Source organism: Streptococcus oralis SK304, from assembly GCF_000287715.1.
GTDB classification, from domain to species: Bacteria; Bacillota; Bacilli; order Lactobacillales; family Streptococcaceae; genus Streptococcus; species Streptococcus oralis_Y.
This window is the reverse complement of sequence record NZ_ALJN01000006.1, coordinates 288021-313197: the sequence shown is the minus strand read 5'-3', so window position 1 is coordinate 313197 and position 25177 is coordinate 288021. Positions and strand designations below refer to the sequence as shown.

Genomic DNA, 25177 nt, shown 5'->3' with positions numbered 1-25177 from the left:
AAAAATGCCAACGTTAGAAATCGCACATAAAAAATTGGATCAGGCAAGAAAAGCAGAGGAATATTACAATGCGCTTCGTACCAATATACAATTGAGCGGAAATAACTTAAAAGTTATTTCAATCACATCCGTAAAACCAGGGGAAGGGAAGTCAACTACTTCTACCAATATTGCTTGGGCTTTTGCGCGTGCTGGATATAAGGCGCTTTTAATAGATGCCGATATTCGTAATTCTGTCATGTCAGGTGCTTTTAAATCGCGTGAAAAGATTACAGGTCTAACAGAGTTCTTATCTGGGACAACAGATTTATCACAAGGGTTATGTGATTCGAATATTGAGAATTTGTTTGTCATTCAAGCCGGCTCCGTTTCTCCCAATCCAACAGCTTTGTTGCAAAGTGAGAATTTTAAGACTATGCTTGATACTTTGCGAAAGTACTTCGATTACATCATTGTGGACACCGCTCCTATCGGGGTTGTGATTGATGCAGCGATTATCACGCAACAGTGTGATGCCTCTATATTGATAACTGCTGCTGGTGAAACAAATCGTCGTGACGTCCAAAAAGCTAAAGAACAATTGGAACAAACAGGTAAACCATTCTTAGGGATTGTATTAAATAAATTGAATACCTTAGTTGAAAAATATGGATCATATGGAGCTTATGGCTCTTACGGGAAAAAATAAGAGATAGCTTGGGGAAGATATTATGGAAGAAAAAGGATTGAAGATTACTTTGGCGGCAATCCAGAGTCTTCTTGTCATTATATTAGCTTATTTACTTAGTTTTGTTAGAGAAACAGAGATTGTGAACACCTCTGTTATCATCTTGTTCATTCTGCATTTTGTTGTTTTTAACATTAGTGATTATGAGCGTGATTTTTTTAAAAGGGGTTATTTGGCTGAGTTTATCAGCACTACAAAATATATCGTTTTCTTTGCTTTAGCCATCAGTATTTCAAACTTCTTTTTAGAAGATCGTTTTAGTATCTCTAGACGAGGTATGATTTATTTTTTGACAATACATTCTATTTTGTTGTATTTGTTGAATCTGTGTATTAAACGCTATAGGAGACGTATATTTCCAAATTTCAAGGGGAGTAAAAAGATATTCTTGATAACAGCTACTTCCAGAGTTGAGAAAGTTGTAGATAGACTGATAGAGTCGGGAGAGATTTTTTGGGAATTGGTGGCGGTCAGTGTTTTGGATCAGCCTAATTTTCAGCATGCATCCGTAACCGTTGTACCTGCAGAGAACATCTTAGACTTTGCTACCCATGAAGTTGTTGATGAAGTTTTTATCAATTTACCAAGTGAAGAGTATGACATCGGGGAGTTCATCTCTCTTTTTGAAACAATGGGAATTGACGTGACAGTCAACCTGAATGCTTTCAATAACTATCTAGGTAGCGATAAAAAGATTCGCGGAATGGCAGGCTTGAATGTTATTACATTTTCTACAAAATTTTATAAGACAAGCCACGTCATTGCTAAACGCTTCATTGATATCATAGGTTCAATTATCGGACTACTTATTTGTGGCTTGGTGAGTATTGTTTTGGTTCCGGTGATTCGAAAAGATGGCGGACCCGCTATTTTTTCTCAAACTCGTATCGGAAAAAATGGTCGACATTTCACTTTCTATAAATTTAGATCTATGTGCGTGGATGCTGAGAAAAAGAAACAAGAGCTCCTTGCACAAAATACCATGCAAGGTGGTATGTTTAAAGTTGATTATGATCCTCGTATAACAAAGATAGGGAGATTTATCCGTAAGACTAGTCTAGATGAACTCCCTCAGTTTTGGAATGTTTTAATGGGAGATATGAGTTTGGTTGGGACACGTCCCCCAACAGTTGATGAGTATGAAAAATATACTCCTGAACAGAAACGTCGTCTTAGTTTTAAGCCTGGAATTACTGGTCTATGGCAGGTGAGTGGTCGTAGTAAAATCACGGACTTTGATGATGTTGTCAAGCTGGACGTAGCTTATATTGATGATTGGACTATCTGGAAAGATATTGAAATATTGTTAAAGACCGTCAAAGTGGTATTTATGAGAGAAGGGGCGAAGTAAGAAATGAAAAAAGTCATAACATATGGAACATTTGATTTGTTGCACTATGGCCATATTAATCTTCTTAAAAGGGCTAAATCGTTAGGCGATTATTTAATTGTTGTGATTTCAACTGATGAATTCAACTGGAATGAAAAACAAAAAAAATGTTATTTTACATATGAACAAAGAAAAACACTCGTAGAGGCTGTTAGATATGTTGATTTAGTAATACCCGAAGAATCCTGGGAACAAAAGGTGACAGATGTCCATGAATATCACATAGATACCTTTGTTATGGGAGATGATTGGAAGGGGAAATTTGATTTTTTAGAGAAGGAAGGAGTTGAAGTGGTCTATTTACCACGAACTCCTGAAATCAGTACAACTGAAATCAAGAATTCATTGGCAACTAGAGAATATTAAAAACGGAGTTTGAGATAACTATATGACAGATGAATTAGAACAGTTACATAACTTAGAACTTTTGTTAGCTTCAGAAGTGTTAAAAATATGTGAAAAATATAATTTAAAAATCGTGATGCTAGCAGGAACTTTTCTAGGGGCTATACGCCATAATGGATTCATCCCGTGGGACGATGATATGGATTTTGGTATGCCAAGAGAGGATTTTGAAAGATTTAAAGAATTATGTGTTTCGGATTTGGACAGGGAAAAATATTTTCTACAGACAGATCAAACAGATTTGAATTATCCATTTAATTTTGTGAAACTACGTCTCAATAACACACATGTTTCTGAGGAATTTTCTTTAGATGCAAATGTTCATGATGGAATTTATATTGATATTTTTCCGATTGATGATATCTGTCCCAAGCCTTTTAGACGATTCATTCAACTTAAAGGATTTTGGTTATTCCGAAATCTATTATGGATAAAATGTGGATATGGGGACAACGATAGAAAAAAACGATTAGCGTATAAGCTAGCTAAGCTTGCCACACATGTGTTCTCAATATCTTTTTTGAAAAAGATGAAGGAGAAGTGTATATTACTAGGGCAGAGTACCAATGCTGATAATGTAGTGGTTAGTGATGGTAGTTATGGAATAAAGAAAGAAACTTTTCCAAAAGTGTGGTTAGACGAAGTTGAAAGTTATTCCTTTGATGATATAAAATTATGGGGAATGAAGAATTATAGAGCATACTTAAAACATATGTATGGTGACTATATGCAGCTTCCACCTGAGAATCAACGAAATCATCACAAACGAATTAAAATTGATTTTGGCCCATACGTAGAAAAATAGGAGAATTCATAACTTTGTCTAAAAAAGAGATAAAACTTTGTCTAGTAGGATCTAGCGGTGGACATTTAAATCATCTCTATCTATTGAAACCATTTTGGCAGGATAAAGATAGACTATGGGTTACTTTTGATAAAGAAGATGCCCGAAGTATTTTATCAAATGAAAAATGTCATTATTGCTATTATCCGACTAATCGTAATATAAAAAATCTAATAAAAAATACATTTCTTGCTTTAAGAATATTATATAAAGAAAGGCCAGATGTTATCATTTCATCCGGAGCAGCGGTTGCAATACCGTTCTTTTATTTAGGTAAAATATTTGGTGCTAAAACCGTTTATATAGAAGTATTTGATCGTGTAGACGCTCCGACAATGACTGGCAAAATAGTATACCCTGTTACAGATAGATTCATTGTCCAATGGGAAGAAATGAAAAAAATCTATCCCAAGGCAATCAATTTGGGAGGAATTTTCTAATGATTTTTGTAACTGTCGGTACGCATGAGCAACAATTTAATAGACTAATAAAAGAGATTGATGAATTGAAAGCAGAGGGAGTTATTACGTCGGATGTATTTATCCAAGTTGGTTTTTCAGACTATCAACCTCGATTTTGCAGATGGGAACGTTTTCTTTCGTATGATGAGATGAATAATCTAATGGAAGAAGCGGATATAGTTATTACTCATGGTGGTCCTGCTACATTTATGAATGTTATTGCTAATGGGAAAAGACCAGTAGTTGTTCCGAGAAGAAAAAAATTTGGAGAACATGTGAATGACCATCAGTTAGATTTTTGTAATAGGATTGTTCAGGAGGGATATGATTTAGTAGTCATAGAGGATATTAAAAAAATCCGAGAATACCTGAATCCATCTAGTAGTATTGCCGTTAAATCTAATAATGAATGCTTTGTACAACATTTTTCAAATTTGATTGCAGAATTAGTTGAGTAAAAATGACGAAGAGCATAGAAGGAGACACTTGATGAAAATTTTGCATATTCCAACAGGAGGTTTGTTTTCTGATGGGATTGGAACATTTATATATTCATACCTCGAATACATGGACTTGAGTGAAATTGAAGTGACGATTCTAGCTACCAATAAACCGTTGTTAGAAGATAAATTAAAATTTCAAGTATTAGGTGTTCAGATTGTAGAAATTGAAAGAAAGAAATCCTCAATACTGGCATATATGAGAGAATTCCTTGAACTCTTAAAAGTGGGAAAATACGATGTTGTACATGTTCACGGGAGTAGTGCTCTTATGTCAATTGAATTGTTTATAGCAAAAATCATGGGAGTTCCTGTAAGAATAGCGCATAGTCATAATACAACGTGTAATCATATTCTACTAGATAGAATGTTACGTCCTTTTTTTTACACTTTATATACTCAATCTTGGGCGTGTGGTGAAAAGGCAGGAGAATGGCTTTTTAAGGATAAACGATTTAAAGTTATACATAATGCCAGGGATGTAGAAAAATATAGTTTTAATCCTCATCTTCGCCGAGTATTTCGGACAACACATTCATTAAAAGAAAATACACTTGCATTAGGACATGTAGGCAGATTCAATATTCAAAAAAATCATACATTTCTTCTGGATTTAATGGATGAAATGAAATGTAAGCAGAAGGATGTAAAATTGTTTTTGGTCGGTGAAGGAGAAAAAGTAGAAGATGTTAAGAGATATGTAAAAGAACGAAAATTGGAAAATTCAATTGTTTTTTTGAATCGGTATTCGGATATGCAATCGTTTATTTCTGCTATGGATATAATGTTATTACCGAGTTTATACGAGGGGTTACCTTTAGTTGCTATTGAGTGGCAAATTAATGGAATTCAATCTATTCTTTCGACGACAATTTCTGATGAGTGCATCTTCACAAACAGTATCCAACAATTACCAATTGACAACGTAAGTACTTGGATAAAAGCTATTGAAGATTTTTCATATATAAACAGATTGGAAAAATCTAGAGAAAATATTGACCTAGCTCAAAAATCAAACTATGATATCAGAATTGAGGCTAAAAATTTAGAGAATGAGTATAAAAAGTTGATTGGGGAGTAAGAATACAATGAATATATCAATTGTATTATCAACATTTAATGGTGATGAATATATTGTTGAACAGTTAGATACTCTAAGAAATCAAACGCGCCTTGCTGAGGAAGTCTTGATTAGTGATGATGCATCTACAGATGATACTGTTCAAATAATTGAAGATTATATTGCTAAATATAAGTTGGATAATTGGTCTATAAAAAAAAATAAAGAGAATCAAGGATGGAAGAATAATTTTGCCATGTTATTAGAGGATGCGAAAGGAGATATCGTTTTTCTTTGTGATCAAGATGATATTTGGCATTTAGATAAAATTCAAAAAATGTCTAAGATTATGGAAAATAATGATAAGATTTTGTTGTTAGCCTCTAATTACACACCTTTTTATGTTGGTGATGGCGTCAAGATTAAATTGGATAAAAGTGATTTGGATAATAGTGAGGCAGTGTATCAACCAAATTTTTTAGATAACTTCTTTCATATTAGAAGGCCAGGGTGTGTTTATGCGGTGAACAAAAAGATTATTCCATATTTTTTAGAAATCCGAAGTAACGAAGATGCACATGATGCCTTGTTATGGAGGCTAGCTTCGCTTCTTAATGGGTTATATATTTACTCCTACTCTACTATCGATTTTAGAAGACACGGTAGCAACGCGACTGGTAGCAGAGAGAGAAGTTTCCTAAGGAGAAAAGAGCAAGTTATTTATTATGATGATTTGCTTCAGAGATTAGATAAATTTAGTAAACAACATGATTTATCACTTTCAAATGAACAAATTAGTGTTTTGAACGACTACATTCTATGGGGAAAAAATCGAAGAGAATTATTTATGAAAAAGAATGTATTTATATTTTTTAAATTATTTAAATATCATAAGTTGTATTGGTCGTTTAGGTCATATATTACTGATTTTATAGTGTTATATATGAAGGAGTAATTCTAGTAATGTTAAAGAGTATTAGTGAAAGTAAAGGGGGGATTCAAAGTGAGTCCATCAAGAGTTAAAACTGATGTAAAATTGAATGAGTTTCTTTTTGGATTAGCTTTTTATCCTTGGCTAATAGCATGGCTGTTTACTTCGACCTTTTATAAAGATTTTATACATCCTTATGGAATAATAAAAATTTGGGAGTATGTGGGATTATTTTTTCTATTACTTAAATTTATGTTAGGTAAATCTAAGATAAAATCGATAATCATTACTCCAATTATACTTCTTATAGGTTTTATTGTAAGTTATGATAATGGTAACGCCTCCTTTGTAGCATATACTTTGACTCTTATATATTCTTCAAGGGATATTAATTTTCGTAATTTGGTAAGGAATACAATGTTCTGCCAGATTGGAGTTGTAGGAACTGTTATAGTAAGCTCTTTACTTGGTATTATTCCTAACGAGCTAACCTTAACATATTCAGGAGGTGTGATCCGCTCACGGTATGGACTAGGTTTTAACTACACATCATTTACTCCGAATTATTTCCTGAGTATATTACTGGAATATGTGTATTTAAAAGGTGAAAAATATTGGACAATAAAAGAGCTTTTTATTTGTGTACTATTAAATATAGTTATTTATAAATACACAGATACCCGTCTTACTTTTATTATGGTATTTATCCTTCTTTTGATATCGTTTTCGAGAAGATTTATATCAATCAATATGAATTTTAAATTTCTAAAATATTTACTTACTCTTATTTATCCAATTATGGCGTACATGACTTATTGGCTGACAGCAAGATTTGATAGTAGAAATAGTTTATTATCTTTAATAAATAATTTATTGAGTCAAAGGTTGAGATTCGGTCAAGAAGGTTTAAGGAGATACCCTCTAAGATTATTTGGAACTCATGTTCAATGGGATACTTCGGCGAATTCTTATTTTTATGTAGATTCGTCGTACATTAATATACTTATAAGCTATGGAACAATAATTTTTTTCCTTACGTTAATAAGCTATTCAATTATAATGAAAAAAGTTATAATTAATCGAAATAAAACTTTATTGATTGTGTTAATTTTTTGGTCAGTAAGAGCTTGTATTGACCCACAATTATTTTTATTGTGGTTCAATCCATTTTTGTTTTTAATTGCGAGAACGTTTTTAGATGAAAGAGAGGGAATTGGAGATGATATCACTTATATGCGTATCGAATAATTACGATAAGTTAAATACAATTCTTAAATCATCTTTATCTAGACAAAAAGATGTTAATTATGAACTTATTATAGTGGATTCTAATAAATATGGATTTAATTCTGCTGCTGAGGCTTTGAATTTTGGAGGCAAACAAGCAAAAGGTGATTATCTATTTTTTGTTCATCAAGATATTAGTTTTCAAGATGACTTTGAGTTAGCAAAACTAGAATCTTATTGTAGAAATTTCATATTTGGAGTAGCAGGAGTAGCAGGGGTAAAGAATATTGAGGGAAAGGTCGTCAGTTTTTCAAATATTTTTCATGGGGACCCGAAAACAAAGGCGGCTAGTAAATCTATAAGTACCCCTGTTGAAGTTGATGCAATTGATGAGTGTTTGATTATTATTCCGAAAAAAGTTTTTAGTACGAATCAATTTAGTATAATCGGTCCTACCTGGCATTTATATGGAACAGACTATGCATTACAGATGAAGTTAATCAATTTGCCAGTATTAGTTTTTCCAAGTGAGTTATGGCATGTGTCAGATGGGAAATCTTTAAACCTTAATTATTTTGATGCGATACAATGGTTATTGAAAAAATACTCTAAAAATTATTCAGTAATATACACTTTTTTTGGAGTTTGGCCAAGTAATCCTATTCTATTAAAATTTAAATGTCTTTATAGGAAATTAAGGTTTTATATTAAGGGAGTGTAATGGAAGTGAAGCTATACGTCGCAACACATAAATCTTATAATCAAGTTCAAGACCAGGACCTATATATCCCTATATTGGTGGGCGCGAATAAGAATATTGGAGAAAAGAATTATTTAAGAGATAATCAGGGAGATAATAATATTTCTGATAGAAACTTTACATTTTGTGAATTAACAGGATTGTATTGGATTTGGAAAAATTCTAAAGATGATATTGTTGGTTTATGCCATTATAGACGTTATTTTGGGAAAAACAAGCGTTTTTTTAAACAGAATTCTATTTTAACAAAGAATGATATTCTAAAACAATTAAATGATTATGATGTGATATTACCATCAAAGGGTATGAACGAGTATAACGGGTATACTGCTGAAGAGTTTTTTAACAAGAATCACGATCATAAAGTTTGGGAAATGTGTAGACAGATTATTTCAGAAAACAATAAAGATTACCTTGATGCTTTTAATTGGTTTTCTAAAGAAAAAACAGGATACTGTTATAATATGTTTATAATGTCTAGAGAAATGATGGATGAATATTGCAGTTGGTTATTTCCGATTCTTTTTGAACTAGATAAGAAGATTGATTATTCAAGATATGATAGTTACAATACTCGTATGATTGGTTTTGTTGCCGAACGTTTAATTAACGTATGGGTACATAAGAAACAACTAACTGTAAAAGAGTTTCCAGTTTTTTCAACAGAAGAACCAGGATTCTTACAAAGAATTCAGAAGAAATTATTTAATAAGTAGTAGTTTATTTATAAAAGTAGATTGTTAATAAATCTTTCAAGGTGCTATTTCCTCTTTTCTAAATAAGTTTTATTGCACTGTCTTTATAAATACTCCTAGAAAGACTAAGTTAATTAAAGATGAAGATTTTAAAGAATTATGTTTATAATTTGTCATATCAGATACTAGTAGTTGTTCTCCCAATAATAACTACACCCTATATTACTAGAATCTTTAGTTCTCAAGAGTTAGGTGATTATGGATATTATAGTTCTATAGTAACTTACTTTATATTGCTCGCTACTTTAGGTGTCGCCAACTATGGGACTAAGGTGATTTCTGGACATCATAATGAGATTAATAAAAACTTTTGGGGTATCTACTCTTTACAATTAGGTGCTACAATCCTTTCAATCTCCTTATATTGTATTTTTTGCGTTAACCTTCCTTCAATGCAAAACCCAGTAGCCTATATTTTGGGATTGAGTTTAGTTTCTAAAGGTTTAGATATTTCCTGGCTTTTTCAAGGGTTAGAGGATTTTCGTAAAATTACTGTTCGAAATATTACGGTAAAACTCGTTGGGGTAATCTCGATTTTCCTGTTTGTCAAATCTACTAACGATCTTTACCTTTATGTGTTCTTATTAACAATATTTGAGCTATTGGGACAATTAAGTATGTGGTTGCCGGCCCGAGAGTTTATTGGTAAGCCCCATGTTGATTTAGAATACGCTAGGTACCATTTGAAACCAATTATTTTTTTATTTCTTCCTCAGATAGCAATCTCTTTATACGTTACTTTAGATCGTACGATGCTTGGAGTTTTAGCCTCTACAAAAGATGTAGGAATCTATGATCAGGCACTTAAATTGGTGAATATTTTATTAACCTTGGTAACGTCATTGGGGAGCGTCATGTTGCCTCGAGTTGCTAATTTATTAGCAACAAACAATCATGAAGAAGTCAATAAGATGCATGAGATTTCATTCCTAGTTTATAATTTGATTATTTTTCCGATTATGGCAGGTATGTTGATTGTTAATGACGATTTTGTTCAATTTTTCCTTGGTCAAGATTTTCAAGATGCACGTTTCGCGATAGCAATCATGATCTTTAGGATGTTCTTTATCGGCTGGACCAATATTATGGGAATCCAGATTTTAATTCCACATAATAAAAATAAAGAATTTATGATTTCAACAACGGTTCCCGCAATTACCAGTGTGGGATTAAATTTGTTGTTTCTTCCCAAACTTGGTTATATGGGGGCTGCAATTGTCTCGGTCTTGACTGAAGCCTTTGTTTGGGCAATTCAACTGTTCTTTACTCGCAAATATATAAAAGATGTTCCGATTATCGGATCGATGATGAAGATTATTCTAGCATCAGCTATTATGTATGGCCTCTTGCTAGTTTCAAAAACAGTCATACATTTTTCGCCAACCATAAATGTTTTAGCATTTGCTGTGATTGGTGGAATCATTTACCTTTTTGCGATTCTATCTCTAAAAGTGGTAGATGTGAAAGAATTAAAACAAATAATTAGGAAAAATTAGAATGCGCAAATATCGAAATATTAACTTAGATCTACTAAAAGTACTTGCATGTGTTGGGGTTGTTCTACTCCATACAGCGATGGGTGGATTTAAAGAGACAGGTTCATGGAATTTTTCGACATATTTATACTACTTAGGAACCTATTCTATCCCTTTATTTTTTATGGTTAATGGTTATTTATTGTTAGGAAAGAGAGAGATTACCTATTCCTATATACTGCAGAAAGTAAAATGGATTCTAATAACAGTATCGTCATGGTCCGTAATCATTTGGCTTTTTAAACGAGATTTTACAGTTAATCCAATTAAAAAAATTGTAGGTTCTTTGATACAAAAGGGGTATTTCTTCCAGTTTTGGTTTTTTGGTGCACTCATAATTATTTATATATGTTTGCCTGTTTTGAAAAAATTCCTTAATTCAAAAAGAAGTTATTTATACATTCTATCTGTATTGCTAGTTGTTGGTTTGATTTTTGAGTTAACAAATATTGTACTTCAAATGCCAATACAAACATATGTTATACAAACCTTTAGGTTATGGACTTGGTTTTTCTATTATCTTTTAGGTGGCTTTATAGCTCAATTTGACAAAGATATTATCAAAAATAGGTTTAAGAGATGGATGAAAATAACCGTAGTACTTTTGTTCCTGGTTTCGCCTTTAATATTATTTTTCTTAGCAAGAACCACTTACCATAATTCTTTTGCTGAATATTTTTATGATCTTCTATTTGTAAAAGTTGTAAGTTTAGGAATTTTTCTAACCATATTCTCACTTGCATTGAATCAAGATAACAACAAATGGATTGTTTTTCTTTCTAATCAAACCATGGGAGTTTTTATAATACACACTTACATTATGAAGTTGTGGGAAAAACTATTTGGTTTTAGTTTTGTAGGAGCATATTTACTTTTTGCTATATTTACCTTATGTGTTAGTTTTATTATTGTTGGAATGTTAATGAAAATCCCTTATTTCAATCGAATTGTTAAATTATAAAAAGGAGAAAAAAATGTACGACTATCTAATCGTTGGTGCTGGTTTGTCGGGAGCAATTTTTGCTTATGAAGCGACCAAGCGTGGGAAAAAAGTAAAAGTGATTGATAAGCGTAATCATATTGGTGGTAATATCTACTGTGAGGATGTTGAAGGTATCAACGTTCACAAGTACGGTGCCCATATTTTCCATACTTCAAACAAAAAAGTCTGGGATTATGTAAATCAATTTGCTGAATTTAACAACTATATCAACTCGCCTATAGCCAATTATAAGGGCAGTCTTTACAATCTTCCTTTTAACATGAATACTTTCTATGCTATGTGGGGAACCAAGACTCCTCAAGAAGTGAAAGATAAGATAGCTGAACAAACGGCTCATATGAAAGATGTTGAGCCTAAAAACTTGGAAGAACAAGCTATTAAGTTGATTGGTCCGGATATCTATGAAAAGTTGATTAAGGGATATACTGAAAAACAATGGGGACGTTCTGCGACAGACCTCCCACCATTTATCATTAAACGTCTACCAGTTCGTTTAACCTTTGATAATAATTATTTTAATGACCGTTATCAAGGGATTCCAATTGGGGGTTACAACGTTATCATCGAAAATATGCTGAAGGATGTAGAAGTAGAACTTGGCGTTGACTTTTTTGCCAATCGTCAAGAATTAGAGACTTCTGCTGAAAAAGTTGTCTTCACAGGGATGATTGACCAATACTTTGATTATAAGCATGGTGAGTTAGAATACCGTAGTCTTCGTTTTGAGCATGAAGTTCTAGATGAAGAAAACTATCAAGGAAATGCAGTTGTTAACTATACAGAGCGTGAAATTCCTTATACTCGCATCATTGAACACAAGCACTTCGAATACGGAGCGCAACCAAAGACAGTTATTACGCGTGAATATCCTGCTGACTGGAAGCGAGGTGATGAGCCTTATTATCCAATCAATGATGAGAGAAATAATGCTATCTTTGCTAAATATCAAGAAGAAGCAGCACAGAATGATAAGGTGATTTTCTGTGGACGTTTAGCAGATTATAAATACTATGATATGCATGTGGTAATCGAGCGTGCTCTGAATGTGGTAGAGGAAGAGTTTAGTAATTGAAAAATAACGAAGAGAGGTTATTCTATTATGAAAGGTATTATTCTTGCGGGTGGTTCAGGTACCCGATTGTACCCACTTACTCGAGCTGCGTCAAAACAGCTGATGCCAGTTTATGATAAACCCATGATTTACTATCCTTTGTCAACCTTGATGTTGGCTGGGATTAAGGACATTTTGATCATCTCAACACCACAGGATTTGCCCCGCTTTAAGGACTTGCTCTTGGATGGTTCCGAATTTGGGATTAAACTTTCTTATGCGGAACAGCCAAGTCCAGATGGACTTGCTCAGGCTTTTCTTATCGGTGAAGAATTTATCGGTGACGATAGTGTTGCTTTGATCTTGGGAGATAATATCTATCATGGACCTGGTTTGAGCAGAATGCTTCAAAAGGCAGCCCAGAAAGAGAAGGGTGCGACTGTTTTTGGTTATCAAGTGAAGGACCCAGAGCGTTTTGGTGTGGTCGAGTTTGATGAAAACATGAATGCCATTTCCATAGAAGAAAAACCGGAGCATCCTCGCTCTAACTATGCAGTGACAGGTCTTTATTTCTATGATAATGATGTTGTGGATATTGCCAAACAGATCAAACCAAGCGCACGTGGTGAGTTGGAAATCACAGATGTCAATAATGCTTATTTGAAGCGTGGGGATTTGTCTGTTGAGGTGATGGGGCGTGGTTTTGCCTGGTTGGATACAGGGACGCATGAGAGCTTGTTAGAGGCTTCCCAATATATCGAAACGGTTCAACGAATGCAGAATGTTCAGGTTGCCAATCTGGAAGAAATTGCCTATCGTATGGGTTATATCAGTCGTGAAGATGTACTGGAATTGGCGCAACCTCTTAAGAAGAATGAATACGGGCAATACTTGCTCCGTTTGATTGGAGAAATCTAGATGACTGATAATTTTTTCGGCAAGACACTTGCAGTGCGCAAGATTGATGCCATTCCAGGTATGTTAGAGTTTGATATTCCAGTTCATGGTGACAATCGTGGCTGGTTTAAGGAAAATTTCCAGAAGGAAAAGATGGTGCCACTTGGTTTTCCTGAAAGCTTCTTTGCTGAAGGGAAACTGCAAAATAACGTCAGCTTTTCTCGCAAAAATGTTCTTCGAGGCCTCCATGCTGAGCCTTGGGATAAGTACATCTCTGTTGCAGATAATGGGAAGGTTCTAGGATCTTGGGTGGACTTGCGTGAGGGTGAGACTTTTGGAAATGTTTATCAGACCGAGATTGATGCAAGTAAGGGAATCTTTGTCCCTCGTGGCGTAGCCAATGGTTTCCAAGTCCTCTCAGATACAGTTGCTTATAGCTATCTTGTCAATGACTACTGGGCACTTGAACTCAAGCCTAAATATGCCTTTGTCAACTATGCAGACCCAGCCTTGGGAATCGAGTGGGAAAACCTAGAAGCAGCAGAAGTCTCAGAAGCTGATAAACATCATCCATTACTTAAGGATGTAAAACCACTAAGAAAAGAAGATTTGTAAAAAAGTTAAGGAATAAAAATGACTGAATACAAGAATATTATCGTGACAGGTGGGGCTGGTTTTATCGGTTCTAACTTTGTTCATTATGTTTACAAGAACTTTCCAGACGTCCATGTGACAGTGCTGGACAAGCTGACTTATGCGGGTAATCGTGCCAATATTGAAGAAATTTTAGGTGATCGTGTTGAGTTGGTTGTTGGAGATATTGCTGATGCAGCCTTGGTAGACAAGCTGGCGGCTGAAGCGGATGCTATCGTTCATTACGCTGCAGAAAGCCATAATGACAACTCTCTCAATGACCCGAGCCCCTTTATCTACACTAACTTCATCGGGACCTACACTCTATTGGAAGCAGCTCGTAAATATAACCTTCGTTTCCACCATGTGTCGACTGACGAAGTCTATGGTGATCTGCCTCTGCGTGAAGATTTACCAGGTCATGGAGAAGGTCCAGGTGAGAAATTTACCGCTGAAACAAAGTACAATCCAAGCTCGCCTTATTCATCAACTAAGGCAGCTTCAGACTTGATTGTCAAAGCTTGGGTGCGCTCATTTGGTGTCAAAGCGACTATTTCTAACTGTTCAAACAACTATGGTCCTTATCAGCACATCGAGAAGTTCATTCCGCGCCAGATCACCAATATCCTGAGCGGTATCAAGCCAAAACTCTACGGTGAAGGTAAAAACGTCCGTGACTGGATCCACACCAATGACCATTCATCAGGTGTTTGGACGATTCTGACCAAAGGTCAAATCGGCGAAACCTACTTGATTGGTGCGGATGGCGAGAAGAACAACAAGGAAGTGCTGGAACTCATCCTCAAGGAGATGGGGCAACCAGCTGATGCTTATGATCATGTGACGGACCGAGCTGGTCACGACCTTCGCTATGCCATTGACGCTAGCAAGCTTCGTGATGAACTAGGGTGGGAGCCAGAGTTTACCAATTTTGAAGCAGGTCTCAAAGAGACTATCAAATGGTACACAGACAACCAAGACTGGTGGAAATCTGAAAAAGAAGCAGTCGAGGCTAACTATGCCAAGACGCAACAAGTAATTAACTAAATGCATACTAAAAAGCAAGAGAACTCAAAGTCTCTTGCTTTTTATGTATGTTGTAAACTTTTATTTTCTTACTTCTTGTTTATAAAACTCTTTAAGTGCATCTTGCCAGGTTGGAATGACGAAACCTGTTGCCTTCGCTTTGGCTAAACTCATGGTTGAGTTGAAGGGGCGTTTAGCCTTAGCAGGGAACTTGCTGGAGTCTACTGGTACTACTTCAACATCACTGTTCTTAAGAATTTCAACAGCAAAGTCATACCAAGTGGTGTCTTCAGTTGAGTCATTTGATAAGTGGTAGTAGCCAAATTCTTTTTGATTTTCAGTCAAGTAGGTCATGAACTCAGCCAAGGTACGTGTCCAGGTTGGGCGACCGTGTTGGTCGTTGACCACTGTGAGTGTTTTATGGGATTTGGCTAGATTTTGCATTGTAAAGACAAAGTTTTTACCATAATTTCCAAAGACCCAAGCAGTACGGATGATGTAATGCTGTGACGTAAGGGTTTCAACAAGTTCTTCCCCCATTCGCTTGGTACGCCCGTACTCTGTCTGCGGATCAGGTAGGTCATCGACTTCCCATTCTTGTCCAACGTTTTTTTTCCCATCAAAGACATAGTCTGTTGAGATATAGACCAGGGTAGCTCCGTATTTCTCAGAGGCCTTGGCTACATTTTCAGTTCCAGTTACGTTGATGGCAAAATCCAGTTCTTTCCCCTCGTCTTCAGCCGCATCCACAGCAGTGTAGGCTGCACAATGATAGACCAGAGTTGGCTTGACCTCAGCAAATACCTTATCAACCATTTCAGTATTAGTGATATCCATTTCGGTCACATCCACTGCAACATAGTCCACATTTCGTTCATCTAGTAAATAACGTAGTTCGGTACCTAGCTGACCATTTGCACCTGTAATTAATATCATTGTCTCCTCCTCAGCTTTTCTTCTATGTTAATCATAGCAAAAAAATGATAAAAAATCTGATTTTTACCTTTGGTTTGACCGTTTGTATTTTGGAAATCGTAAGTTATACAAATTGGAATTTAATACTATGGCTATCTATCAAAAAAATTTTTTCAGAAAATGCTAAAATCATTCAAAAATTCTGAAAATTCTGTTGACAACTTTCTGAAAAGGGTCTATAATGGGATGTAAATTTTAAAGGAGAAAATGATGAAAAGTTCAAAATTACTTGCCCTTGCGGGTGTGACATTATTGGCAGCTGGTACTCTGGCTGCGTGCTCTGGATCAAGTTCAAGTGCTAAAGGTGAGAAGACATTCTCATACATTTATGAAACGGATCCTGATAACCTAAACTATTTGACAACTGGTAAGGCAGCTACAGCAAATATTACGAGCAACGTTATCGATGGCTTGCTCGAAAATGACCGCTATGGTAACTTTGTACCATCTATGGCTGAGGATTGGTCTGTATCTAAGGACGGCTTGACTTACACATATACGCTTCGTAAGGATGCAAAATGGTATACCTCTGAAGGTGAGGAATACGCAGAAGTCAAAGCTCAAGACTTTGTAACAGGACTTAAATATGCTGCTGATAAAAAATCTGATGGTCTTTATTTAGTTCAAGAATCAATCAAAGGATTGGACGCCTATGTGAAAGGAGAAATTACAGACTTCTCTCAAGTAGGAATCAAGGCACTTGATGATTATACAGTTCAGTACACATTGAACAAGCCAGAAAGCTTCTGGAATTCTAAGACAACGATGGGAGTTTTGGCTCCAGTAAATGAAGAGTTCTTGAACTCTAAAGGGGATGACTTCGCTAAGGGAACTGATTCAAGCAGTATTCTCTACAATGGTCCGTTCTTACTCAAATCAATTGTTGCTAAATCTTCTGTCGAATTTGCGAAAAATCCTAACTACTGGGATAAGGACAATGTCCATATCGATAAGGTTAAATTATCATTCTGGGATGGACAAGATACCAACAAACCAACTGAAGCTTTCAAAGACGGTAGCTTTACAATGGCTCGTCTCTTCCCAACAAGCGCTAGCTACACAGAGACTGAAAAGGCATTTAAAGACAATATCGTTTATACACAACAAGACTCTACTACTTATTTAGTCGGTACGAATATCGATCGTCAGTCTTATAAGTACACTTCTAAGACAACCGATGAAGAAAAAACATCAACCAAGAAAGCTCTTCTAAACAAGGACTTCCGTCAAGCTCTTGCTTTTGGTTTCGATAGAACGGCCTATGCTTCTCAAGTAAATGGTGCAAGCGGGGCAACTAAACTGCTTCGTAACTTGTTTGTTCCTCCTACATTTGTACAGGCAGATGGAAAGAACTTTGGCGAAATGGTCAAAGAAAAATTGGTGACTTATGGTGACGAGTGGAGCAACGTGAACTTGGATGATGCTCAAGATGGACTCTACAACCCAGATAAGGCCAAAGCAGAGTTTGCTAAAGCTAAGACAGCTCTTCAAGCGGAAGGTGTGAAATTCCCAATCCACTTGGATATGCCTGTAGACCAAACCAATACAACAAAAGTTCAACGTGTCCAATCTTTTAAACAGTCAGTTGAAGAAAACTTAGGATCTGATAATGTGGTTGTCGATATCCAACAACTTCAAAAAGACGATGTCTTGAACATCACTTACTTTGCTGAAACTGCGGCTGGAGAAGACTGGGATATCTCAGATAACGTGGGTTGGTCTCCAGACTTTGCAGACCCTTCTACCTACCTTGATATTATCAAACCATCTGTAGGGGAAAATACAAAGACTTACCTAGGATTTGACTCAGGAACAAACAACGCTGCTGCCAAGCAAGTTGGTTTGGAAGACTACGAAAAAATGGTTGTGGAAGCTGGGGAAGAAACTACTGACGTTTCAAAACGTTATGAAAAATATGCTGCTGCCCAAGCTTGGTTGACAGACAGTGCCTTGCTCATCCCAACAACTTCTCAAACTGGTCGTCCAATGTTGTCTAAGATGGTACCATTTACACTTCCGTTTGCATACTCTGGTAACAAGGGTATGAGCGAAGCCCTCTTGTATAAATACCTAGATGTACAAGATAAGGCGGTAACAACAGAAGAGTACCAAAAAGCTCAAGAAAACTGGTTGAAAGAAAAAGAAGAGTCTAATAAGAAGGCTCAAGAAGACCTCGCAAACCATGTGAAATAAATTTTACAGGATATGAGAAAGGATTTAGTATTCCTCTTGGATGCTAAGTCCTTTTTATATCTTTAAAGCGAGCTTTTAAATTTGGGGTGTCTTGAGAAATTTTTGCGAATTTTCCTTTTTCCTATTGCTTTCTTAGATATTATTTGTTATATTAAAAGCATAATTATTTTTTTATTTATGACAGTTAAGCACGGTACTTTCAAAGAAAGGAGTATTTTTAAAAAAAGAAATGTAAACGCTTACTGTTAAGTGAAAGGATTAAGGAGTTTATGGATAAACAATTTTTTGAAAAACGCTGTAAGTTTAGTATTCGTAAGTTTACGCTTGGGGTAGCTTCGGTGATGATTGGAGCGACTTTCTTTGCGACTGCCCCAGTATTGGCTGATCAAGCAAGGGTTGGTTCAACAGATAATTTGCCAAGTGAATTGGCTGATTTGGATAAGAAGGCTAGTGATGAGGGGCACGATTTCGACAAGGAAGCTGCCGCTCAGAATCCTGGTTCAGCTGAAACCACTGAAGGCCCTCAAACAGAAGAAGAGTTGTTGGCTCAAGAAAAAGAAAAGTCTGAAAAGCCAAGCAATTTGCCAAAAGAATTAGAAGATAAGTTGGAGAAAGCTGAAGACAATGGGCGCGAAGTTGACAAGGATCAGTTGGCCCAAGATACTGGGAAACTCGTCCCAGAAGATGTGGCTAAGACTACCAATGGGGAATTAAACTACGGCGCGACTGTTAAGATTAAGACGCCATCAGGAGAAGGTAGCGGTATTGTCGTTGCTAAAGACCTTGTCTTGACGGTGTCTCATAACTTTATCAAGGACAGCCAAGACGGCAATATCCGTAAGGTTGTGGATAATGACCAAGGGGATGGAGATATCTATAGCATCTCATATCCAGGATTACCAGATGTCAAGTTTAGCAAGAAAGATATCATTCATTGGGATCGTGAAGGCTACCTGAAGGGCTTCAAAAATGATTTGGCCCTAGTGAGATTGCGTACAGTTCTCGAAAATACTCCTGTTGAAGTAACCAAAAAGCCAGTAGTTAAGAAAATCGGAGATAAACTCCATGTCTTTGGTTATCCAGAAGGGAAATTGAATCCGATTGTCAATACTACAGTTGATTTTGCGGAACCATACGGAGAAGGTGCCCAAGGGATTGGTTACCAAGGAGGGAAACCAGGCGCTAGTGGTGGCGGTATCTTTGATACAGAAGGCAAACTAGTCGGTGTTCACCAAAATGGTGTAGTTGGAAAACGGAGCGGAGGCATTCTCTTCTCACCAGCTCAACTAAAATGGATCCAAGACCACATGCAGGGGATTTCAAGTGTGAAACCAGCAGACTTGGAAGAGAAAGAAAAACCGGCTGAAGAAAAACCAAAAGAGGATAAACCTGCAGCTGCTAAACCTGAAACACCTAAGACAGTAACCCCTGAATGGCAAACAGTAGCGAATAAAGAACAACAGGGAACAGTTACGGTTCGTGAAGAAAAAGGTGTCCGCTACAATCAATTGTCTTCAACTGCACAGAACGACAATGGCGATAAACCAGCCTTGTTTGAAAAACAAGGATTGACAGTTGATGCTAATGGAAATGCGACGGTTGATTTAACCTTCAAAGATGATTCTGAAAAGGGCAAATCACGCTTTGGTGTCTTCTTGAAATTTAAAGATACCAAGAACAATGTTTTTGTTGGTTATGACAAAGATGGCTGGTTCTGGGAGTATAAATCTCCAACCGATAGCACCTGGTATAAGGGGGGGCGTGTAGCGGCGCCTGAGACAGGATCAATTAACCGCCTATCAATTACCCTCAAGTCAGATGGACAACTCAATGCAACGAATAATGATGAGAAACTCTTTGATACGGTCACTTTGCCAGCAGCTGTTAATGAAACTCTCAAAAATGAGAAGAAAATCGTCCTAAAAGCTGGTTCCTATGGCAATGAGCGTACAGTTGTCAGCGTTAAAACAGACAATCAAGAAGGCGTGAAAGCAGATGATACTCCTGCCCAGAAAGAAACAGGTCCAGTTGTTGACGATAGCAAGGTGACTTATGATACGATTCAGTCTAAGGTCCTCAAGGCAGTAATCGACCAAGCCTTCCCACGTATTAAAGAATATAGTTTGAATGGTCATACTTTGCCAGGACAGGTGCAACAGTTCAATAAAGTATTTATCAACAAACACGAAGTCACCCCTGAAGTTACCTACAAAAAAATCAATGAGACAACAGCAGAGTACTTGATGAAGCTTCGCGATGATGCTAATCTTATCAATGCGGAAATGACAGTACGCTTGCAAGTTGTGGACAATCAATTGCACTTTGATGTGACCAAGATTGTCAACCACAATCAAGTCACTCCAGGTCAAAAGATTGATGATGAAAGAAAACTGCTTTCTTCCATTAGTTTCCTTGGCAATGCTTTAGTGTCTGTTTCGAGTGATCAAGCTGGGGCTAAGTTTGACGGGGCAACCATGTCAAACAATACCCATGTCAGCGGAGATGATCATATCGATGTAACCAATCCAATGAAGGATTTGGCTAAGGGTTACATGTATGGATTTGTTTCTACAGATAAGCTTGCTGCAGGTGTTTGGAGCAACTCTCAAAACAGCTACGGTGGTGGTTCGTATGATTGGACTCGTTTGACAGCCTATAAAGAAACAGTCGGAAATGCCAACTATGTCGGAATTCATAGCTCTGAATGGCAATGGGAAAAGGCATATAAGGGCATTGTCTTCCCAGAATACACGAAGGAACTTCCAAGTGCCAAGGTTGTTATCACCGAAGATGCCAATGCTGACAACAAAGTCGACTGGCAAGATGGTGCCATTGCTTATCGTAGCATCATGAACAACCCTCAAGGTTGGGAAAAGGTTAAGGATATCACAGCTTATCGTATCGCGATGAACTTTGGTTCACAAGCCCAAAACCCATTCCTCATGACCTTGGATGGTATCAAGAAGATCAATCTCCACACAGATGGTCTTGGGCAAGGTGTTCTCCTTAAAGGATATGGTAGTGAAGGTCATGACTCTGGTCACTTGAACTATGCTGATATTGGTAAACGTATCGGTGGTGTTGAAGACTTCAAGACCTTGATTGCGAAAGCGAAGAAATATGGAGCTCATCTAGGTATCCACGTTAACGCTTCTGAAACTTATCCTGAGTCTAAGTACTTCAATGAAAAAATCCTCCGTAAGAATCCAGATGGTAGCTACAGCTATGGTTGGAACTGGCTGGACCAAGGTATCAACATTGATGCTGCTTATGACCTAGCACATGGACGCTTGGCTCGCTGGGAAGACTTGAAGAAAAAACTTGGTGAAGGTCTCGACTTTATCTATGTGGACGTTTGGGGCAATGGTCAATCTGGTGATAACGGTGCCTGGGCTACCCACGTTCTTGCAAAAGAAATCAACAAACAAGGCTGGCGCTTTGCGATTGAGTGGGGCCATGGTGGTGAGTACGACTCTACCTTCCATCACTGGGCAGCTGACTTGACCTATGGTGGCTACACCAATAAAGGTATCAACAGTGCCATCACGCGCTTTATCCGCAACCATCAAAAAGATGCTTGGGTAGGGGACTATAGAAGTTATGGTGGTGCAGCAGATTACCCACTTCTAGGTGGCTACAGCATGAAAGATTTTGAAGGATGGCAAGGACGGAGTGATTACAATGGCTATGTAACCAACTTATTTGCCCATGACGTCATGACTAAGTACTTCCAACACTTCACTGTAAGTAAATGGGAAAATGGTACGCCAGTTACCATGACCGATAATGGTAGCACCTATAAATGGACTCCAGAAATGAAGGTTGAGCTAGTCGATGCAGCAGGTAACAAGGTTGTTGTGACTCGTAAGTCAAATGATGTCAATAGCCCGCAATATCGCGAACGTACAGTAACGCTCAATGGACGTGTCATCCAAGATGGCTCAGCTTACTTGACTCCTTGGAACTGGGATGCAAATGGTAAGAAACTTCCTACTGATAAGGAAAAAATGTACTACTTCAATACGCAAGCTGGTGCAACAACTTGGACACTTCCAAGCGATTGGGCAAATAGCAAGGTTTACCTTTACAAGCTAACTGACCAAGGTAAGACAGAAGAGCAAGAACTAACTGTAAAAGATGGCAAGATTACCCTAGACCTTCTAGCAAATCAACCATACGTTCTCTACCGTTCAAAACAAACCAATCCTGAAATGTCATGGAGCGAAGGCATGCACATCTATGACCAGGGATTTAACAGCGGTACCTTGAAACACTGGACCATTTCTGGTGATGCTTCTAAGGCAGAAATTGTCAAATCACAAGGCGCAAATGAAATGCTTCGTATCCAAGGCAATAAGAGCAAGGTCAGCCTTACTCAGAAACTGACTGGCTTGAAACCAAATACCAAGTATGCGGTTTATGTCGGTGTTGATAACCGTAGTAATGCTAAGGCAAGTATCACAGTGAATACTGGCGAAAAAGAAGTGACTACTTATACCAATAAGTCACTCGCTCTCAACTATATCAAAGCTTATGCTCATAACAATCGTCGTGAAAATGCTACAGTTGACGATACAAGTTATTTCCAAAATATGTACGCCTTCTTTACAACTGGATCGGACGTATCAAATGTTACTTTGACATTGAGTCGTGAAGCTGGTGATGAAGCAACTTACTTTGATGAAATTCGTACCTTTGAAAACAATTCAAGCATGTACGGAGACAAGCATGATACAGGTCAAGGAACCTTCAAACAAGACTTTGAAAATGTAGCTCAAGGAATCTTCCCATTTGTAGTGGGCGGTGTCGAAGGTGTCGAAGACAACCGCACTCACTTGTCTGAAAAACACGATCCATATACACAGCGTGGTTGGAATGGTAAGAAAGTCGATGATGTTATCGAAGGAAATTGGTCATTGAAGACAAATGGACTAGTGAGCCGTCGTAACTTGGTTTACCAAACTATTCCGCAAAACTTCCGTTTTGAAGCTGGTAAGACTTACCGTGTAACCTTTGAATACGAAGCAGGCTCTGACAATACCTATGCCTTTGTAGTCGGTAAGGGAGAATTCCAGTCAGGTCGTCGTGGTACTCAAGCTAGCGACTTGGAAATGCATGAATTGCCAAATACTTGGACGGATTCTAAGAAAGCCAAGAAGGCAACCTTCCTCGTGACAGGTGCAGAAACAGGCGATACTTGGGTAGGTATCTACTCAACTGGAAACGCAAGCAATACTCGTGGAGATTCTGGCGGAAATGCCAACTTCCGTGGTTACAACGACTTCATGATGGACAATCTTCACATCGAGGAAATTACGCTAACAGGTAAGATGTTGACAGAAAATGCTCTCAAGAACTACTTGCCAACGGTTGCCATGACCAACTACACGAAAGAGTCTATGGATGCTTTGAAAGAGGCGGTCTTTAACCTCAGTCAGGCAGATGATGACATTAGCGTGGAAGAAGCGCGTGCTGAAATTGCCAAGATTGAAGCTCTGAAGAATGCTTTGGTTCAAAAGAAGACAGCCTTGGTAGCAGAAGACTTTGAAAGTTTGGATGCGCCAGCTCAACCAGGTGAAGGTATTGAGAATGTCTTTGATGGCAATGTGTCTAGTCTATGGCATACATCTTGGAATGGTGGAGATGTAGGCAAGCCTGCAACCATGGTCTTGAAAGAACCAACTGAAATCACTGGACTTCGCTATGTTCCACGTGGCTCAGGATCGAATGGTAACTTGCGTGATGTGAAACTGGTTGTCACAGATGAGTCTGGTAAAGAACATACCTTCACCGTGACAGATTGGCCAGATAACAACAAGCCAAAAGACATTGACTTTGGCAAGACAATCAAGGCTAAGAAAATTGTCCTTACAGGTACCAAGACTTACGGAGATGGTGGCGATAAATACCAATCTGCAGCGGAACTCATCTTTACCCGTCCACAGGTAGCAGAAACACCGCTTGACATGTCTGGCTATGAAGCAGCTTTGGCTAAGGCGCAGAAATTAACAGACAAGGACAATCAAGAGGAAGTGGCTAGCGTTCAGGCGAGCATGAAATATGCGACGGATAACCATCTCTTGACGGAAAGAATGGTGGCCTACTTCGCAGACTATCTCAACCAATTAAAAGATTCTGCTACGAAACCAGACGCTCCAACAAGTAGCAAGGGGGAAGAACAACCACCAGTTCTTGATGTACCTGAGTTCAAAGGCGGCGTCAATGCAGCAGAAGCAGCTGTCAATGAAGTCCCAGAGTTTAAGGGCGGTGTTAATGCAGCAGAAGCAGCTGTACATGAGGTTCCAGAATACAAAGGTGGCATCAATGCAGCAGAAGCAGCTGTACATGAAGTTCCTGAGTTCAAGGGAGGAGTTAATGCGGCAGAGGCAGCTGTACATGAAGTCCCTGAGTTCAAGGGTGGGGTTAATGCAGTTGAAGCAGCTGTCAATGAAGCCCCAGAGTTTAAGGGCGGCGTCAATGCGGTTCAAGCCTTGGTAAACGAGAAACCAGCCTACACAGGTGTATTGGCTACCGCTGGAGATCAAGCAGCTCCAACAGTTGAAAAACCTGAGTACCCGCTCACTCCAAGCCCAGTATCTGATACCCAAACTCTGGAAGATAAAGAAGAGAAACTTCCTGCTACAGGAGAACATGGTTCAGAAGCTGCCCTCTTCTTAGCAAGTGTGAGTATCGCTTTATCTGCTGCGGTCCTTGCGTCAAAACGTAAAGAAGATTAATGGGATTTGATTTCAGCTGTTCAAAGCAACTCGAATCAAAAAGGAACAAACAGCCGGAGAGGACCTC

Annotated in this window: 20 protein-coding genes; 19 read left to right on the top strand and 1 reads right to left on the bottom strand. The window is 37.6% G+C overall.

Annotated elements, in window-relative coordinates; genetic code table 11:
* Nucleotides 1–4: 4 nt before the first annotated feature.
* From HMPREF1125_RS04715 to rfbB, 17 genes are all read left to right on the top strand, one after another.
* On the top strand, nucleotides 5–688 hold the full coding sequence (locus HMPREF1125_RS04715) for a tyrosine-protein kinase (protein ID WP_001142497.1): 684 nt from the start codon (nucleotides 5–7) through the stop codon (nucleotides 686–688).
* 22 nt (nucleotides 689–710) lie between these two features.
* Nucleotides 711–2078 (top strand): sugar transferase, encoded by a 1368-nt coding sequence (locus tag HMPREF1125_RS04710; protein ID WP_000391465.1) that lies wholly within the window; start codon nucleotides 711–713, stop codon nucleotides 2076–2078.
* Nucleotides 2079–2081: 3 nt separating this feature from the next.
* Nucleotides 2082–2483 carry a glycerol-3-phosphate cytidylyltransferase gene (gene tagD, locus HMPREF1125_RS12720; protein WP_000756020.1) on the top strand — a complete coding sequence of 134 codons (402 nt, stop codon included), beginning with the start codon at nucleotides 2082–2084 and terminating at the stop codon, nucleotides 2481–2483.
* Nucleotides 2484–2505: 22 nt separating this feature from the next.
* On the top strand, nucleotides 2506–3327 hold the full coding sequence (locus HMPREF1125_RS04705; protein WP_000129020.1) for a LicD family protein: 822 nt from the start codon (nucleotides 2506–2508) through the stop codon (nucleotides 3325–3327).
* A 29-nt stretch (nucleotides 3328–3356) separates the two neighbouring features.
* A complete protein-coding gene (gene pssD / locus HMPREF1125_RS0102160; RefSeq protein ID WP_025172328.1) occupies nucleotides 3357–3806 on the top strand; it encodes a PssD/Cps14F family polysaccharide biosynthesis glycosyltransferase in 450 nt (149 codons plus the stop codon).
* Nucleotides 3806–4285, top strand: coding sequence for a glycosyltransferase (locus HMPREF1125_RS04700; protein ID WP_000578431.1), 480 nt, complete (start codon nucleotides 3806–3808; stop codon nucleotides 4283–4285). Before pssD ends, HMPREF1125_RS04700 begins: the two co-directional genes overlap by 1 nt.
* Nucleotides 4286–4316: 31 nt before the next feature.
* Nucleotides 4317–5408, top strand: a complete 1092-nt coding sequence (locus HMPREF1125_RS04695) for a glycosyltransferase family 1 protein (protein ID WP_000697446.1) — start codon at nucleotides 4317–4319, stop codon at nucleotides 5406–5408.
* Nucleotides 5409–5415: 7 nt separating this feature from the next.
* Nucleotides 5416–6342: a glycosyltransferase gene (locus HMPREF1125_RS0102155; protein ID WP_001027045.1), complete on the top strand. Its 927-nt coding sequence runs from the start codon at nucleotides 5416–5418 to the stop codon at nucleotides 6340–6342.
* A 48-nt stretch (nucleotides 6343–6390) separates the two neighbouring features.
* Nucleotides 6391–7566 (top strand): hypothetical protein, encoded by a 1176-nt coding sequence (locus HMPREF1125_RS04690; protein ID WP_152904969.1) that lies wholly within the window; start codon nucleotides 6391–6393, stop codon nucleotides 7564–7566.
* On the top strand, nucleotides 7538–8266 hold the full coding sequence (locus tag HMPREF1125_RS04685; RefSeq protein ID WP_000624386.1) for a glycosyltransferase family 2 protein: 729 nt from the start codon (nucleotides 7538–7540) through the stop codon (nucleotides 8264–8266). Before HMPREF1125_RS04690 ends, HMPREF1125_RS04685 begins: the two co-directional genes overlap by 29 nt.
* The gene (locus HMPREF1125_RS04680; protein ID WP_000453238.1) at nucleotides 8266–9021 is read left to right on the top strand and encodes a DUF4422 domain-containing protein; all 756 of its coding nucleotides are present in this window, start codon (nucleotides 8266–8268) and stop codon (nucleotides 9019–9021) included. Before HMPREF1125_RS04685 ends, HMPREF1125_RS04680 begins: the two co-directional genes overlap by 1 nt.
* A gap of 119 nt (nucleotides 9022–9140) precedes the next feature.
* The gene (locus HMPREF1125_RS04675; protein ID WP_000698079.1) at nucleotides 9141–10556 is read left to right on the top strand and encodes a flippase; all 1416 of its coding nucleotides are present in this window, start codon (nucleotides 9141–9143) and stop codon (nucleotides 10554–10556) included.
* Between the two features lies 1 nt (nucleotide 10557).
* The gene (locus HMPREF1125_RS04670; RefSeq protein ID WP_001234099.1) at nucleotides 10558–11556 is read left to right on the top strand and encodes an acyltransferase; all 999 of its coding nucleotides are present in this window, start codon (nucleotides 10558–10560) and stop codon (nucleotides 11554–11556) included.
* 13 nt (nucleotides 11557–11569) lie between these two features.
* Complete coding sequence (glf, locus tag HMPREF1125_RS04665) at nucleotides 11570–12670, top strand: UDP-galactopyranose mutase (RefSeq protein WP_000272523.1); 1101 nt, start codon at nucleotides 11570–11572, stop codon at nucleotides 12668–12670.
* A gap of 27 nt (nucleotides 12671–12697) precedes the next feature.
* A complete protein-coding gene (gene rfbA, locus HMPREF1125_RS04660; protein ID WP_000676129.1) occupies nucleotides 12698–13567 on the top strand; it encodes a glucose-1-phosphate thymidylyltransferase RfbA in 870 nt (289 codons plus the stop codon).
* On the top strand, nucleotides 13568–14161 hold the full coding sequence (locus HMPREF1125_RS04655) for a dTDP-4-dehydrorhamnose 3,5-epimerase family protein (protein WP_000131474.1): 594 nt from the start codon (nucleotides 13568–13570) through the stop codon (nucleotides 14159–14161). It abuts the gene before it with no gap.
* Between the two features lie 18 nt (nucleotides 14162–14179).
* Entirely contained in the window at nucleotides 14180–15226 is a 1047-nt protein-coding gene (gene rfbB / locus HMPREF1125_RS04650) for a dTDP-glucose 4,6-dehydratase (RefSeq protein WP_000141512.1), read from the top strand.
* Between the two features lie 60 nt (nucleotides 15227–15286).
* On the opposite strand, the gene rfbD is transcribed toward rfbB, so the two are convergent.
* Nucleotides 15287–16141: a dTDP-4-dehydrorhamnose reductase gene (gene rfbD / locus HMPREF1125_RS04645; RefSeq protein ID WP_000600922.1), complete on the bottom strand. Its 855-nt coding sequence runs from the start codon at nucleotides 16139–16141 to the stop codon at nucleotides 15287–15289.
* 249 nt (nucleotides 16142–16390) lie between these two features.
* Between rfbD and HMPREF1125_RS04640 the strand changes: the two genes are divergently transcribed.
* Nucleotides 16391–18373, top strand: coding sequence for a peptide ABC transporter substrate-binding protein (locus HMPREF1125_RS04640; protein WP_000842598.1), 1983 nt, complete (start codon nucleotides 16391–16393; stop codon nucleotides 18371–18373).
* Nucleotides 18374–18642: 269 nt separating this feature from the next.
* Nucleotides 18643–25110 (top strand): SpGH101 family endo-alpha-N-acetylgalactosaminidase, encoded by a 6468-nt coding sequence (locus HMPREF1125_RS04635; RefSeq protein WP_000360686.1) that lies wholly within the window; start codon nucleotides 18643–18645, stop codon nucleotides 25108–25110.
* Nucleotides 25111–25177: the final 67 nt, after the last annotated feature.

Bases quoted from the DNA above. Each gene is read 5' to 3' on its own strand.
- HMPREF1125_RS0102155 (WP_001027045.1), top strand. From the start codon at position 5,416: ATGAATATATCAATTGTATTATCAACATTTAATGGTGATGAATATATT.
- HMPREF1125_RS04680 (WP_000453238.1), top strand. From the start codon at position 8,266: ATGGAAGTGAAGCTATACGTCGCAACACATAAATCTTATAATCAAGTT.
- HMPREF1125_RS04715 (WP_001142497.1), top strand. From the start codon at position 5: ATGCCAACGTTAGAAATCGCACATAAAAAATTGGATCAGGCAAGAAAA.
- HMPREF1125_RS04675 (WP_000698079.1), top strand. From the start codon at position 9,141: ATGAAGATTTTAAAGAATTATGTTTATAATTTGTCATATCAGATACTA.
- glf (WP_000272523.1), top strand. From the start codon at position 11,570: ATGTACGACTATCTAATCGTTGGTGCTGGTTTGTCGGGAGCAATTTTT.
- HMPREF1125_RS04695 (WP_000697446.1), top strand. From the start codon at position 4,317: ATGAAAATTTTGCATATTCCAACAGGAGGTTTGTTTTCTGATGGGATT.
- HMPREF1125_RS04710 (WP_000391465.1), top strand. From the start codon at position 711: ATGGAAGAAAAAGGATTGAAGATTACTTTGGCGGCAATCCAGAGTCTT.
- HMPREF1125_RS04655 (WP_000131474.1), top strand. From the start codon at position 13,568: ATGACTGATAATTTTTTCGGCAAGACACTTGCAGTGCGCAAGATTGAT.
- rfbD (WP_000600922.1), bottom strand. From the start codon at position 16,141: ATGATATTAATTACAGGTGCAAATGGTCAGCTAGGTACCGAACTACGT.
- HMPREF1125_RS04670 (WP_001234099.1), top strand. From the start codon at position 10,558: ATGCGCAAATATCGAAATATTAACTTAGATCTACTAAAAGTACTTGCA.
- tagD (WP_000756020.1), top strand. From the start codon at position 2,082: ATGAAAAAAGTCATAACATATGGAACATTTGATTTGTTGCACTATGGC.
- rfbB (WP_000141512.1), top strand. From the start codon at position 14,180: ATGACTGAATACAAGAATATTATCGTGACAGGTGGGGCTGGTTTTATC.
- HMPREF1125_RS04635 (WP_000360686.1), top strand. From the start codon at position 18,643: ATGGATAAACAATTTTTTGAAAAACGCTGTAAGTTTAGTATTCGTAAG.
- rfbA (WP_000676129.1), top strand. From the start codon at position 12,698: ATGAAAGGTATTATTCTTGCGGGTGGTTCAGGTACCCGATTGTACCCA.
- HMPREF1125_RS04685 (WP_000624386.1), top strand. From the start codon at position 7,538: ATGATATCACTTATATGCGTATCGAATAATTACGATAAGTTAAATACA.
- HMPREF1125_RS04700 (WP_000578431.1), top strand. From the start codon at position 3,806: ATGATTTTTGTAACTGTCGGTACGCATGAGCAACAATTTAATAGACTA.
- HMPREF1125_RS04640 (WP_000842598.1), top strand. From the start codon at position 16,391: ATGAAAAGTTCAAAATTACTTGCCCTTGCGGGTGTGACATTATTGGCA.
- HMPREF1125_RS04705 (WP_000129020.1), top strand. From the start codon at position 2,506: ATGACAGATGAATTAGAACAGTTACATAACTTAGAACTTTTGTTAGCT.